This is a genomic window from Flavobacterium sp. HSC-61S13 (genome assembly GCF_024171535.1).
Classification (GTDB): domain Bacteria; phylum Bacteroidota; class Bacteroidia; order Flavobacteriales; family Flavobacteriaceae; genus Flavobacterium.
On sequence record NZ_JALJZV010000019.1, the window covers coordinates 26,396 to 41,356 of the forward strand.

At 36.7% G+C, this 14,961-nt stretch carries 10 protein-coding genes; 7 read left to right on the forward strand and 3 right to left on the reverse strand.

Going from position 1 to position 14,961, the window contains the following annotated elements; all coding sequences use genetic code 11:
* Positions 1 to 284 precede the first annotated feature (284 nt).
* The 4 genes from gyrB (at position 285) to L1275_RS14685 (ending at position 8,166) form a co-directional block, all read left to right on the forward strand.
* A complete protein-coding gene (gene gyrB / locus L1275_RS14670; protein WP_253475027.1) occupies positions 285 to 2,225 on the forward strand; it encodes a DNA topoisomerase (ATP-hydrolyzing) subunit B in 1,941 nt (646 codons plus the stop codon).
* 84 nt (positions 2,226 to 2,309) lie between these two features.
* The gene (locus tag L1275_RS14675; protein ID WP_253475030.1) at positions 2,310 to 3,245 is read left to right on the forward strand and encodes a malate dehydrogenase; all 936 of its coding nucleotides are present in this window, start codon (positions 2,310 to 2,312) and stop codon (positions 3,243 to 3,245) included.
* Between the two features lie 140 nt (positions 3,246 to 3,385).
* Positions 3,386 to 6,358: a protein translocase subunit SecDF gene (secDF, locus tag L1275_RS14680; protein WP_253475033.1), complete on the forward strand. Its 2,973-nt coding sequence runs from the start codon at positions 3,386 to 3,388 to the stop codon at positions 6,356 to 6,358.
* 401 nt (positions 6,359 to 6,759) lie between these two features.
* Positions 6,760 to 8,166, forward strand: coding sequence for a hemolysin family protein (locus L1275_RS14685; RefSeq protein ID WP_253475036.1), 1,407 nt, complete (start codon positions 6,760 to 6,762; stop codon positions 8,164 to 8,166).
* A 273-nt stretch (positions 8,167 to 8,439) separates the two neighbouring features.
* On the opposite strand, the gene metK is transcribed toward L1275_RS14685, so the two are convergent.
* Positions 8,440 to 9,723 (reverse strand): methionine adenosyltransferase, encoded by a 1,284-nt coding sequence (metK, locus tag L1275_RS14690; RefSeq protein WP_253475039.1) that lies wholly within the window; start codon positions 9,721 to 9,723, stop codon positions 8,440 to 8,442.
* A 404-nt stretch (positions 9,724 to 10,127) separates the two neighbouring features.
* Between metK and L1275_RS14695 the strand changes: the two genes are divergently transcribed.
* Both L1275_RS14695 and can read left to right on the forward strand, forming a co-directional pair.
* Entirely contained in the window at positions 10,128 to 10,766 is a 639-nt protein-coding gene (locus L1275_RS14695) for a carbonic anhydrase family protein (RefSeq protein WP_253475042.1), read from the forward strand.
* Between the two features lie 15 nt (positions 10,767 to 10,781).
* Complete coding sequence (can, locus tag L1275_RS14700) at positions 10,782 to 11,429, forward strand: carbonate dehydratase (RefSeq protein ID WP_253475044.1); 648 nt, start codon at positions 10,782 to 10,784, stop codon at positions 11,427 to 11,429.
* Between the two features lie 2 nt (positions 11,430 to 11,431).
* Here the strand turns inward: can and L1275_RS14705 are convergent, their stop codons facing one another.
* Positions 11,432 to 12,616 (reverse strand): LETM1-related biofilm-associated protein, encoded by a 1,185-nt coding sequence (locus L1275_RS14705; RefSeq protein ID WP_253475047.1) that lies wholly within the window; start codon positions 12,614 to 12,616, stop codon positions 11,432 to 11,434.
* A 184-nt stretch (positions 12,617 to 12,800) separates the two neighbouring features.
* On the opposite strand from L1275_RS14705, the gene L1275_RS14710 reads away from it, so the two are divergent.
* Positions 12,801 to 13,382, forward strand: coding sequence for a DUF4142 domain-containing protein (locus tag L1275_RS14710; RefSeq protein WP_253475050.1), 582 nt, complete (start codon positions 12,801 to 12,803; stop codon positions 13,380 to 13,382).
* Between the two features lie 206 nt (positions 13,383 to 13,588).
* Here L1275_RS14710 and rimK read toward each other — a convergent pair whose 3' ends face one another.
* Positions 13,589 to 14,953, reverse strand: a complete 1,365-nt coding sequence (gene rimK / locus L1275_RS14715) for a 30S ribosomal protein S6--L-glutamate ligase (protein ID WP_253475052.1) — start codon at positions 14,951 to 14,953, stop codon at positions 13,589 to 13,591.
* Positions 14,954 to 14,961 lie beyond the last annotated feature (8 nt).

Below are 14,961 nucleotides of genomic sequence, written 5' to 3' on the forward strand. Positions count from 1 at the left end.
ACACAGCAAGCCAATGGTTTTATAACTGTAGTTTTTAGTTGAAAAACGGTGCTATACCGGCTATTTTTAGGCGAAACGTTTTTAAAAATAAAAACTTTGGATTGGATGGGAAGCCTGTGATTTGACTATTTATTGAGCGAATAAACAACTGTATAATTAGGTAAAAAAAATAAAAATATTCGCAAAGAATGTTCAAACTTAGGCTTTGATTTTATTGATAAAATGCTGAAAATATTGTATATTTGCTCGTTACACATAAAAATACGATTTTTAGAATATTGATTATGAGCGAAGAAATAAATAAGAATAGTTATTCTGCAGACAGTATTCAAGCACTGGAAGGAATGGAGCACGTAAGAATGCGCCCATCCATGTATATTGGTGATGTTGGACCGCGTGGATTACACCATTTGGTTTATGAAGTTGTAGATAACTCAATTGATGAGGCTTTGGCCGGACATTGTGATTTGATCCATGTCATAATCAACGAAGATAACTCGGTTACAGTTGAAGATAACGGTCGTGGTATTCCAGTTGATATGCACAAAAAAGAGGGTGTATCCGCTTTAGAGGTGGTTATGACTAAGATTGGTGCAGGAGGAAAATTTGACAAAGATTCTTATAAAGTTTCGGGAGGACTTCACGGTGTAGGGGTATCCTGTGTGAATGCTCTTTCAGAACATTTGAAAGCTACAGTTTATAGAAATGGTAAAGTATACGAGCAAGAATATTCAAAGGGTAAGCCGCTTTTTCCTGTTAAACAAGTAGGTGAGGCTGAGAAAAACGGTACCATGGTTACGTTTAGACCGGATAGTACTATTTTTACTCAAACTTTAGAGTTTTCTTACGATACTTTAGCTGCTCGTTTAAGAGAGTTGTCTTTCTTAAACAAAGGCTTGACCATTACTTTATTGGATAGAAGAGAAACGGATAAAGAAGGGAATTTTGTAGGTGAAACTTTTCATTCAAAAGAGGGATTAAAGGAATTTATCCGATTTTTAGACGGCAATCGCGTGCCTATTATTGGTGATGTGATCAGTATGGAAACCGATAAAGGCGATGTACCTGTTGAAGTGGCTTTGATTTACAACGATACCTATTCTGAAAATATATTTTCGTATGTAAACAATATCAACACACATGAAGGAGGAACGCATTTACAAGGGTTCCGTAGTGGGTTGACTAGAACTTTAAAGAAATATGCCGATGCTTCAGGATTGCTTGATAAATTAAAATTTGAGATTACCGGTGATGACTTTAGAGAGGGCTTAACGGCGATTATCTCTGTAAAGGTTATGGAGCCTCAATTTGAAGGGCAGACCAAAACTAAATTGGGTAACCGTGAGGTGGTTTCGCCAGTGAGTCAAGCTGTTGCAGAGATGTTAGAGAATTATTTGGAAGAAAATCCAAACGACGCTAAGATCATTGTGCAAAAAGTAATTCTGGCTGCTCAAGCGCGTCATGCTGCTAAGAAAGCCAGAGAGATGGTGCAGCGTAAGACGGTCATGACTGGTGGTGGATTACCGGGAAAACTATCCGATTGTTCAGAACAAGATCCAGCGAAATGTGAAGTGTTCTTAGTCGAGGGTGACTCGGCAGGTGGAACTGCCAAACAAGGACGTGATCGTAATTTCCAAGCGATTTTACCGCTTAGAGGTAAGATTTTGAATGTCGAGAAAGCGATGATTCACAAAGTGTTTGAAAACGAAGAGATTAAAAATATATTTACAGCTCTAGGGGTTACTATCGGTACAGAAGAAGATAGTAAGGCCTTGAACTTAGAAAAATTGCGTTACCATAAAGTAGTGATTATGTGTGATGCCGATGTGGACGGAAGCCACATCGCTACTTTGATTTTGACTTTCTTCTTTAGATATATGAGAAGTTTGATCGAAAACGGACACGTTTATATCGCTACACCGCCTTTATATTTAGTTAAAAAAGGACAGAAGAAAGAATATGCTTGGACGGATGATGAACGTAATGAGATTTCTGAGAAAATGGGTTCTGGATTTACAATCCAACGATATAAAGGTCTTGGAGAGATGAATGCAGAGCAACTTTGGGATACGACGATGAATCCGGAACACAGAACGATGCGAAAGGTAACTATTGATAGTTTGACAGAAGCTGATCGCGTGTTTTCGATGTTGATGGGTGATGAAGTACCACCCCGAAGAGAGTTTATTGAGAAGAATGCGGTTTACGCAAAAATTGATGCATAAAAAAAGGCCAATCTTATTAAGATTGGCCTTTTTTAATTTTAATTTACTATATTAGACAGTAGATTAAAACCAAAAATAATATTTATGAAAGTAACGATAGTTGGAGCTGGAAATGTAGGTGCATCATGTGCCGATGTCATTTCTTATAGAGGAATAGCTAGTGAAGTAGTTTTGTTAGATAGAAAGCCTGGATTTGCAGAAGGTAAAGCTATGGATATTATGCAATGCGCCGCAACTACGGGTTTTAGTACTCGTGTGATTGGGGTTACAGATGATTACACCCAAACGGCAAATAGTGATGTAGTAGTTATTACCTCAGGGGTTCCACGTAAACCGGGTATGACTCGCGAAGAATTGATAGGAATCAATGCAGATATTGTAAAAAGCGTTTCGGAAAACTTGCTAAAACACTCTCCTAAGGCTGTTTTAGTGGTGGTGTCTAATCCTATGGATACAATGACCTATTTGGCTTTAAAGGCTACAAAATTGCCTAAAAACAAGGTTATAGGTATGGGTGGTGCATTGGATAGTTCTCGATTTAAGTATTACTTGTCCAAAGCATTGAATAAACCTATTGGTGATGTACAGGGAATGGTTATCGGTGGGCATGGAGATACCACGATGATTCCATTGACTCGCTTGGCTTCTTATGTAGGTAATCCGGTTAGTGATTTTCTATCGGAGGAAGTTCTGAGTACAGTTGCAGCAGACACCATGGTCGGCGGAGCTACATTGACCGGTTTATTAGGAACATCAGCTTGGTATGCTCCTGGAGCATCAGTAGCGTTTTTAGTAGACAGTATCTTACATGATCGACGCCGTATGATCCCGTGTTCCGTTTGGTTGGAAGGCGAGTACGGGCAATCCGAAATCTGCTTGGGAGTACCTTGTATTATAGGTAAAAATGGCGTAGAGGAAATTGTTAAATTGGAATTAAATGCCGACGAACAAGCTAAATTTGATAAAAGTGCGGAGGCCATCCGAACGATGAATTTAGATTTAAGAAATATTTTAGAATAATAATAGCTTTATTTTATAGAAAAAACTACCCTAAAGGGTGGTTTTTTTTTGGATATTAATCAGAAATAAATTGCTTAATCATTGTGTATATCATATATTTGCTCGTTTTTAAAAATTAGAAATAATTAATTTTAGTAATAATGCAGAATAAAGGACTCGTTAAATTTTTTGCAATAATATTTGCATTGGTAAGTATTTACCAACTTTCATTCACATTTGTTACTGGTCATTTTGAGAAAAAAGCAAAAAGCTTTGCTGGAGGGAATTCAGAAAAGGAAATGCAATATCTTGATTCAATCGGTAATGATAAGGTCTTCCTAGGACATACTTTTAATGAAGTGAGAGCCAAACAAATCAATAAAGGTCTCGACTTAGAAGGAGGTATCAATGTGACACTTCAAATTTCTATCAAAGACATTTTGAAAGGATTGGCAAATCATTCAAAAAATGCTGTTTTTAATAAAGCTTTAACAGAAGCTGATGCAAACAGAGAAGGAAACCAAACTTATTTAAATGCTTTTTACGCTGCTTTTGACAAAGAGTCTAAAGGTTCCGTGAAATTGTCTTCACCAGAGATCTTTGCCAACCGTAATTTAAGTGAAATTACGATTGACATGACAGACAATCAAGTAAAAACAGTACTTGATCGTAAAGTTAAAGAATCTATTGAAAGTGCATATAGAGTTTTTAGAGAGCGTATTGACAAGTTTGGTGTAGCTCAGCCTAATATTCAGATGATGGGAGATTCTGGAAGAATATTAGTGGAGTTGCCAGGTGCTAAAGATGTAGATAGAATTAAAAATCTATTGCAAAGTACTGCCCAATTAGAATTTTGGGAAACTTACAAAGTAGATGAAATGGGAAGCTTCCTGATGGCGGCTAACGAAGTTTTAAAAACTACTGAAAAGTCAAAAGTTGAAACTCCAGCTGTAGAGAAAGATTCTACAAAAACGGAGGGTTCAGATATCGATAAATTGTTAACTGGAGTATCTAAGGATTCTACAGCTAAAAAAGAAGTAAATCCACTATTGGATTATATGGTTATGGGAAGTCAAGCTGGAAGTCCAATCTTAGGATTTTTCCAAACTAAAGACACCATGAAAATCAATGCGTATTTAAAACGTGCTGATATTCGTTCTCTTTTAACTGCTGACCAACGTTATGCTCGTTTTACTTGGGGTAAACCTAATAGAAAAACTCCAGATTTAGTAGAGCTTTATGCGCTTAAAACAAACAGAGATGGAGTTCCTCCATTGAGTGGTAGTGTGATTACTTCTGCTAAAGATGAATTTGATCAATTTGGTCGCCCATCTGTTTCTATGCAAATGAGCCCTAAAGGTGCTAAAGCTTGGGAAGCATTAACTGGAAAAGCATTTACTGAGCAATCTAATATTGCTATCGTTCTGGATAATATGGTGTATTCTGCACCGGGAGTAACTACAGGAGCTATTTCTGGAGGGAATTCAGTAATCACTGGTGATTTTACCGTTTCTGATACGAAAGATTTAGCCAATATCTTAAGAGCAGGTAAACTTCCAGCTTCTGCGGATATTGTACAATCCGAAATTGTTGGTCCATCTTTGGGACAAGCTGCTATTGATGCAGGTATGATGTCTTCAATCTTAGGTTTGTTGATGGTGACCATGTGGATGGTATTCTATTACGGTAAAGCGGGTTGGTATGCCAACGTTGCTTTAATTTTGAACTTGTTGTTCTTATTTGGTATCCTTTCTAGTTTAGGTGCTGTATTGACATTGCCTGGTATTGCTGGTATCGTTTTAACCATGGGTACTGCGGTAGATGCGAATATCATTATCTTCGAAAGAGCTAAAGAAGGCTTGCGTCAAGGTAAATCATTAGTAGAATCGATTAAAGAATCTTACAGCTGGACTGGTGCTATGCGTTCAATCATTGATGCCAACGTAACACACATTCTAACTGGTTTGATCTTATTCGTATTCGGTTCAGGACCGATTAAAGGTTTTGCTACAACTTTATTGATTGGTATCGTTACTTCTTTATTTACTTCTATTTTCATCGCGAGAATGTTTATGGATAAAGATGCTGAAAAAGGTAGAAAATTAAATTTCTGTACTTCGATCACTAAAAATTGGTTTACCAATTTCAACTTTGATTTCTTAGGAGTTAAAAAATATACCTATGGTCTATCTGCTGTAATTGTAATTGTAAGTGTTGCATCATTCTTTGTAAATGGTTTTGATCAAGGAACGGATTTTGTTGGAGGTAGAACTTTCCAAGTTAAATTTGAAAAACCGGTTGAAGCCAGTCAAGTTTCTGAGGAGTTAGGTGAGATATTTGGAGTTAACGTTGAAGCTAAAGTTTTTGGAAACAAGAGCCAGTTGAAATTAACGACAAAATATAGAGTAGACGATGAAGGTGCTCAAGTAGATCAAGAAGTAAACGAAAAACTTTACAACGGATTGAAAAAGTATTTCAATGGAATTACTTATGAAGAATTTGTTAATGCTACTGAGGGTAAATCAGTAGGTATTATACAAGCTTCTAAAATTGGCCCAAGTATGGCTAAGGATGTGAAAACAAATGCATATTGGGCAGTAATTGGTTCGATGGTAGTGGTATTCTTATACCTATTGATTTCATTCCGTAAATGGCAGTATTCATTGGGAGCTATTGTTTCTGTTGCGCATGATATCGTATTTGTATTGGGTATGTACTCTTTACTATACAAATTTATGCCGTTCCACATGGAAATTGATCAGCATTTTATCGCTGCAATTCTTACGGTAATCGGTTATTCGATGAATGATACGGTAATTGTATTTGACAGGGTAAGAGAGTTTATCGGTGGTAAGACAAAAGGTAATTTTAACCAAATTGTTAACGACTCCGTAAATACTACTTTATCAAGAACAATTAATACTTCATTGACGTTAATCATGGTATTGTTTATCATGTTTATCTTTGGTGGTGATTCTATTAGAGGATTTATCTTCGCGATGTTGGTAGGTATTATTGTTGGTACATATTCGTCATTGTTCTTGGCGACACCAGTATTAGTAGATACCATGCCGAAAAAGGATAAAGAAGAAATCGAAAGATTACACAGAGAAAGTCTTGAAGAGGTTTCTTAAATAGAAAATCATTTTAAAGCTTATAAAAAAGGCGTCTAATTTATTTTAGACGCCTTTTTAGTTTTAAAAAAATCCAAAAGGTTGGTTGTTTCAGTGTATTTTTTTAAATTAGTGAAATCAATGAAAGGTATTGAATCGATTCTCTAATGAGAAAACAGTGAAATAGATTAAATCGCGCAGGGTTTATGTCTGTCGAGGAGTGTCCTTGCAGAGGGAAACTTTTGGGCTCAAAATCAATTCAAAATATTTAATAAGCACTTCATGTAAACGGAACTAAAAATTTAGTACTTTTACTTAAATTTATTAAGGCTTAGAATTGAATAAAATTTCATATTTTAGTATAATAAATTTGCAGACTTATAAAAACGGTTATTCGAAGTCTGTTCCTTTAAATTCATAAAATGGACACATACCCCCAGATTATGACATTGTTCCTAGTAGCGGGCAATGTCACCGAAGAGATTTCAGCAGGTAAATTACTGTTGACGCTTTTTCTAGTATTTTTAAACGGTTTTTTCGTAGCAGCAGAATTTGCTATTGTTAAAGTACGTTCGTCACAAATTCAAGCCAATCAAGATATTAATGCCAAAGTAGCAGAAGTAGCTAAAAGTATCGTCGATAACCTCGATGCTTATTTAGCGGCTACACAGCTGGGTATTACCTTAGCATCTCTAGGATTAGGGTGGGTCGGAGAAAGTTCTCTTACGCCTGTCATTATGGGAGCCTTCGGATTGTTTGGATTAGAAGGTGAACAATGGGCAGAAATTGCTAGAAGTGTGTCTTTCCCTATAGCTTTCCTTATTATTACCATATTGCACATCGTTTTTGGAGAATTAGCGCCAAAATCTATTGCTATACATTTTCCTGCCAAAACAACCTTTGCGTTGGCTTGGCCTTTAAAAATATTCTATTTTATTTTTAGACCGGTTATTTGGTTGATGAATGGATTGGCCAATGCTATACTTAGAATGATTGGTATTAAGCCGATACACGGTAGTGATATTCACTCAGAAGAAGAACTTAAGATGATTATCACTCAAAGTCAGGAGGGTGGAGCTATTGAAGAGACCGAGCGCCTTTTGATTCAAAATGTTTTTGATTTTGACGACAGAAGGGTACTTAATATACAGACTTTACGTAAAAATGTTTCAGCAATAGAAATCAAAACTTCAGTAAAAGAGGCGATTGATTATGCTATTAATGAAGGATATTCGCGTTATCCTGTATACGAAGATTCTTTGGACAACATCAAAGGTATCGTATATACTAAAGATTTGATTAAAAAATTACTGAGCACACCAGAAGATACCAGTATCGAATCACTATTGCGTCAACCGATATTTATTTCGGAGGGGGCATTGATTAAAAACGTCCTGAAACAGTTTCAGAAAAAGCACGTCCAAATGGCTGTGGTAACCAATGAAGTTGGAGAGTTTTCTGGAATTATCAGTATGGAGGATATTTTAGAGGAATTGGTTGGTGAAATTCAAGATGAGTATGACAACGAGGAACCTATAGTAACTCGGGTATCTGAGGGGGTTTATAACGTAAATGCGCATTATAACTTATCTGATATCAATCGTATGTTGCCTTATAAGTTTGAAGAAGGAGAGCATTACGATACTTTAGCAGGTTTGATTGCACAAGTGTACTACGATACTGAGTTAAAGGAAAATGACTCTATCGATTTGGATTGTTACAGCGGTACCATTCTTAAAATGTATCGTAACTCTGTTGAGAAAGTTCAGCTGTCGTTACACCTTGACCTAGAAAATACCGATGTTGTAGAACCAGAAGACGAGCATTAGACGTAAAGTCGTAACAGATCTAGACTGTTTGCCTTACGAAAGCTTCGATTTGTATGAAGTCAGTTTACACGGATTGATCGTTGTAATAGTAAATGCTTAGTGTGCTTATCAAAACTAATATATTGTTAGTAAAGTAGCGATACGGTATTTACCTATACTATTAAAAAAACAAAAGGCTTGTCATCAGACAAGCCTTTTATTTTTGATATACCCATCGTTGGGTATAAATAAGAATAGATAAAAAAAAGTCCAACTTATCGTTGGACTTTTTTATTATAAACCGAATGCTTTTTTAATATCGTCTACACGATCTAATTTTTCCCAAGTAAACAATTCTACTTCCAACTCTTTTATCTCGCCGCTTGGGCTTTTAAAGGATTTGGTTACCGTCTGTGGTTTTCTGCCCATATGACCATAAGCAGCAGTTTCGCTATATATAGGATTTCTTAGCTTTAAGTTTTTCTCTATAAAATAGGGACGTAGGTCAAATAACTCTGTTATTTTAGCTGCGATAGCTCCGTCGTTTATCGCTAGTTTAGATGTTCCATAAGTGCTGATGTATACTCCCATAGGTCGGGCAACACCGATTGCGTAGGATACTTGCACCAAAACTTCGTCTGCTACACCTGCAGCAACGAGATTTTTAGCTATATGACGAGTAGCATAAGCGGCACTACGGTCTACTTTACTCGGGTCTTTTCCAGAAAATGCACCACCACCGTGTGCGCCTTTACCGCCATAAGTATCTACAATGATTTTTCTTCCTGTCAAACCAGTGTCTCCATGAGGTCCTCCGATTACAAAAACACCAGTAGGATTGATCAAGTATTCTACATCTTGAAACAAATGTAAATATTGTGGATGTTTGGCTAGTAATCTAGGGATTAATATATCGCGAAGATCACTTTCAATGCGTTGTTGCATGGCCAATTCCGCTGCTACTTTAGCTTCTTTACTGTCGTTTGCAGGTTTGATAAAATCGTCGTGTTGCGTTGAAATTACAATAGTAACCACTCTACTCGGTGTATTGTCGTCGTTGTATTCTAAGGTAACCTGGCTTTTTGCGTCAGGTCTTAGGTATGCAATTTCAGTCGCCTCCCTGCGTATTGTAGCAAGTTCTTGTAAAATTTTATGGGATAAGTCAAGGGCTAAAGGCATTAAGTCTTCGGTTTCGTTGGTTGCATAACCAAACATCATTCCTTGATCTCCTGCACCTTGCTCTTCTTTAGAAGCGCGATCAACACCTTGATTGATGTCGTCGGATTGTTCGTGTATAGCTGATAGGATTCCACATGAATTCGCGTCAAACATATACTCACTTTTGGTATATCCGATCTTTCGGATTACGTCTCTTGCGATGTTTTGAACATCTAAATATACTTTGGATTTAACTTCTCCTGCTAAAATTACCTGTCCCGTAGTTACTAGAGTTTCACAAGCTACCTTAGATTCAGGGTCAAAAGCTAAAAAGTTGTCGATTAAAGCGTCAGAAATTTGATCTGCGATTTTGTCAGGATGTCCTTCACTAACAGATTCTGACGTAAAGTAATAAGCCATAACGTTTAATTTTTTTAAAATTAATAGAGAAAAATGGCTAAAGGAGATTTTCTGCTTTAGCATTTTTTTACCGAGGTTGCAATCAGTTCAAATTTTTCCTCCCAATGTGAGTGCAAATTTACTAAACATATTTTGATTTTATCGCTTCTTATCTAGAATTTATAGTTGTGTTAACGCTTGGAGTCGGAATTGCTAATGCAGGAGTTGTGGTTTGGGGTTTACAGCTTGGTACAAAAAGAAACTCGTGCTGAAGTCTCAATTTGGGAATCGATCGAGGAGCGAATGCTGTAGAACTAGTTTTCAATAAAAGCCATTAAAAAGGACTGTTAATCTTTTTTTTCCTAAATTTGCAGTCATTAATATAGGGAACCACTAAAATTTATAGTGTTCCAAACTCACTGAATATGCGATTACACAATTCTAAAGATCAAGCCTCACTGACTCCACAATTGGCTTTGAGCTTTTTAAAAGAGGGAAATCAACGATTTGTGGAAAATCTTAAAGCCCACAGCAATTTGTTGGAACAGGTCAATGAGACCAAGGAAACACAATTTCCCTTTGCCATTATTTTAAGTTGTATCGATAGTAGAACCTCGGCAGAATTGATCTTTGATCAAGGCTTGGGTGATATTTTTAGTGCGCGTATAGCGGGAAATGTATTGAATGATGATATTATCGGTTCGATGGAATTTGCTTGTAAATTGGCGGGATCTAAACTGATTGTTGTTTTAGGACACTCCAATTGCGGTGCTATTAAAGGCGCTTGTCACGGTACTGAATTAGGTCATTTAACAGGGCTTTTGTCAAAAGTTCAAACGGCGATAGACGCTGTGGTTCACGATAAACCTACGGCAGATTTAACTGCTCAATCTACGATAGATCAAGTTTCTTTTGAAAACGTTATCTTCACCTTAGATCACGTTTTAGAACGCAGTGAGGTGTTGAAAAACATGTTTGACCAAGGCGAGATCGGTTTGGTTGGGGCGTTTTATAAAGTAGAAACAGGAGAAGTAGAATTTGTTAAGGAGCTTTTTGCGATATAATTAAAATAAGAAATTTTGGAACATACCGATTTATATAAGAAGATTCTAGAAAATAATAAGGAATGGGTAGAGCAAAAGTTGGCTATCAACCCGAATTATTTTAAAAGATTATCCGAGAAACAAACGCCTCCAATCTTGTGGATTGGTTGTTCAGACAGTCGTGTACCCGCTAATGAGATTATCGGCGCCGAACCCGGCGATGTTTTTGTACATAGGAATATTGCCAACATGGTAATCCATTCCGATATGAATATGTTGAGTGTATTGGATTATGCGGTAAACATACTGAAGGTAAAAAACATCATTGTTTGTGGTCATTACGGATGTGGTGGTGTGCAAGCTGCGATGAAAAATGATTCTGTAGGTATTATCGATAACTGGATCAGACACATTAAAACCGTTTACCGTTTACACAATAGAGAACTGGATGCTATTCAAGATGAGACAGAGCGTTTTAATCGTTTTGTTGAACTCAATGTAAAAGAGCAGGTGTTTGATTTGGGTAAAACATCCATTGTTCAAGCAGCGTGGAAAAGCGGGCAAGAATTAAGTATACACGGTTGGGCCTACGGTTTAAATTCTGGATATGTAACAGATTTAGAGGTTAATCTGACCAGTAATCAAGAATTGGATGAAGTGTATCAGCTAAAGTTCAATAACTAGTTTTAGAGGTTCTCATTAAACGAAGAAGGCAGCAATTGCGGAATAAACTTCAGTATAATTGGTAATACCAAACTGCCGCCAGGCAATAAAAATATAGTTAAAGAAGGAATGGTCTTACAAATTTCTAACAGTTGTTTTTTGACCATTTTTTTCTCTTGACTATTGAGTTCTCTTTTGGTGGAGTCCAACAAGAGATTCATCAAATGACCGTTTTTGTAAATTTCTTTAATCAGTCGCTTTTTGTTTCTAATCAGCAGTAGTTCTACATTGCTACTCGTTGTTTTTACTAAATTATTAAACAGATTAGACGATTTAAAGAAATAATAATCAAACTGATGTTTTTCTAAAAAGGCATAAAAATGTTTTTGGCTTTTAATAAAGTAGGTCGACTCCAAAGTTAAATTATAGGAATTTAGAAAATCCAAGTTGAGTTCTTTAACTCTTTTGGAATCGTTGTCCCAGCTATTGATAACGATAAAATCAGATAGAAACTTTTTTTCCATTTCTCTAAAATGGGTGATTTTTGCCTTTGTCGACTCCGGATTTGCTGTATTGTTGCTTTTGGTAGGGGTTAGTGTTTTTTGTAAATACTTGATCAGTAAAATATCATTTTCGTTTTTATCGACTTTTTGGTTTTTAATTTCCAAAACGATATTGATCAGCAGTTCTATAAAGTGATTGGAAAATTCTTTTGGATTTTCACGGGTCACCAAATAGCGATCAAAGGCTAAAAGATCTGCTAGCAGCAAAATATTATTTAAGATAAAACCGTGATTTTTTACCGGACTAAAAAGATTCACACTCCAACGGTATTTAAAAACGCGTTCCAATTGATCAAAAGCGTTTTTCGAACCCAAAACCCGTTCCACATAGGTTTTTTTACGAGGAGTCAAAAGCTGGTAGAAGTCTAAAAGCTCGCTGACAAACTTGTGGTGGTTGTATATTTTTCGTCTGTAGTAATAGGCTTTTTCAAGCATTTGTAACATGCAAATTTTAGACAGTTCTTCTTGTGTTAAGGCGAGATTTAATGCCGAATTACCAAAGATATTTGCGTCGATATATCCGTATGCGAAACCGATCTCACGAGCTTTTCGATATACTTTTTCAAGGTTGGAATCCTTGAAAATATGATAGTCATGATTTTTTTCAAAATACTTTTTGATCCAGCCCGTGGTTGAAGGATTCATAGTTTAATGGGGGTTTATTAAAGCACCAATTTATTGCTTTTTAATGATTTTACATAGCATTTCATTATTAATTTACTTTGTGTTATTCGCTTTTTTATTGTGATTATGTATTAAATAATAGAATGAAATGACAGTCGTATACAGTAAATTGTTACTTTTATGCCGAAATAATAAAATATTTAAAATGACAAATACCAATTGGATAGCAAAAGTGCTGTTGAGTTTATCGATATTGAGTTCGTTTGGTTTTAATTCTTGCAAAAAAGATCAAAGCACTTCAGGTGCTGCGGATTTGGAACTGCAAAGCAAAGCGACAGCTAATAAGGCGCCCTATATAGAAAACATTGCGGAACTCTTGCAACAGGAATCGGGTTATTATGCTTTTCAGCTTGGAATCAATCAGCTTGCGATTAAGAAATCCACCAATCCAGAAATAATTGCTTTGGCAAAAACCATAGAGAAAGATTATTTAGAGTCTCAGGATGATTTAATGACCTATGCGAAAGCACAAAGTGTATCCATAGCCGAAGTGCTTCCTGCTGATAAGAAGAAATCGGTAGAACGCTTGGGAAAAGAAGGGGCGAAGAATTTTGATCAGAAGTATGTGAAACTTATTATGAAAGAACATAATGACGCTATAGATCGTTGGTTTAGGGTGTATCAGGAAACCAAAGATAGCGAACTGAAACTATGGTCTTACAAAACCCTGGATATGTTGAGGAATCACTTGGCTGAGGCCATTCGAATTCAACACAGTTTAAAATAAAAAAGCTGAATACCGATTTTATCGGGTATTGATTGTTGTCTGGGTTTTAAATGACTTTAATCCAATCAACCATTGGGTTTAGTTAAATCAGGGCAGCGGTTCTAAAAGAGTTTCATTAAAATTCTTTTGAATTTGCGCCATAGAATAAAAGAGGCTGCCCTAGTAGGCAGCCTCTCTCTATATATATATAACAAATACAACTGTATTTACCATTTAAAATTTTTCTCAATAGCTTTGATCATTTCTCCGGCTATATCTTTATTGGTAGCTCCTTCAATACCTTCTAGTCCCGGTGAGGAGTTCACCTCAAGGAGTAGGGGGCCTTTTGAAGAACGGATGATGTCTACACCTGCTACTTTTAAATTCATTGCCTTAGCGGCCTTAATAGCGATCTTTTTTTCTTCAGCAGTAACCTTGATGATCGATGCTGTTCCGCCCAAGTGGATATTGGCTCTAAATTCTCCAGGTAAGGCTTCTCTTTGAATTGCAGCAACCACTTTACCGTCGATTACAAAACAACGAATATCTTTACCGTTAGCTTCCTTGATAAATTCTTGAACTAAGATATTGGCATTTAAACTCTTAAAGGCATTGATAACGCTTTCTGCTGCTTTTTTGGTTTCTGCCAGTACGACACCTTTTCCTTGAGTTCCTTCTAAGAGTTTTACAATTAGAGGAGAGCCGCCAACCATTTTGATCAAATCGTTGGTGTCTAAGGGTGAATTGGCAAAACCGGTCGTAGGAATATCAACGCCATTATTGAGTAACAATTGTAGGGAATACAATTTATCACGCGATTGTGTAATGGCAGCGGCGTTGTTTAAACTAAAAACCTTTAGCGATTCGAAATGACGAGTCAAAGCACAGCCATAATAAGTCATGCTAGGTCTGATACGAGGAATTACTGCATCAAAATCATTCAATACTCTTCCGCCTCTATAGTGAATCTCGGGCTGATTAGCATCGAGTTTCATATAACAGTATTTTAAATTGAGAAAATGCATTTCATGTCCTCGGGCTTCACCGGCTTCCATGATGCGTTTGTTGCTGTATAAATCGGGATTACTGGCTAATAAACCTATTCGTAAACCCTTTTTTTCAGTGACATTGGTATAATAGTATTCCTTGATCTTTTCTGGGGTAGGTTGACCTAATAAAAAGTGTTTTTCAGGATCGACCAACACACGTCCACTCATCGCTTCACGACCGAGTAACATACGATATCCCATCGAATCCCGGTTGGTTAAGGTAAGTTCAATTTCCCATTGTGTACCGCCCAAATCAAGCTCTGTTTGTATCACATAGCGCAGTTCTCGATAGCCACTAGAACTTTTTACAATCCTTTTGTCGATCATTCTAGCTTCGCAATGCAAGGCCGTTTTGACGTTGTTCTGAATGGGATTGACATCAAACTTCACCCAGTTTTCCCCATTTTTTTCGAATGGAGCGATATTAACTGCATGTAGGGCAGAGGTTTTAGCTCCGGAATCTACTCGCGCTTTGATCGTGGGAATTCCGAGAGATGGGAGCGTGCACCACTCCTCACTACTTACAATAACTTTGTTTAACATTTGTCTAA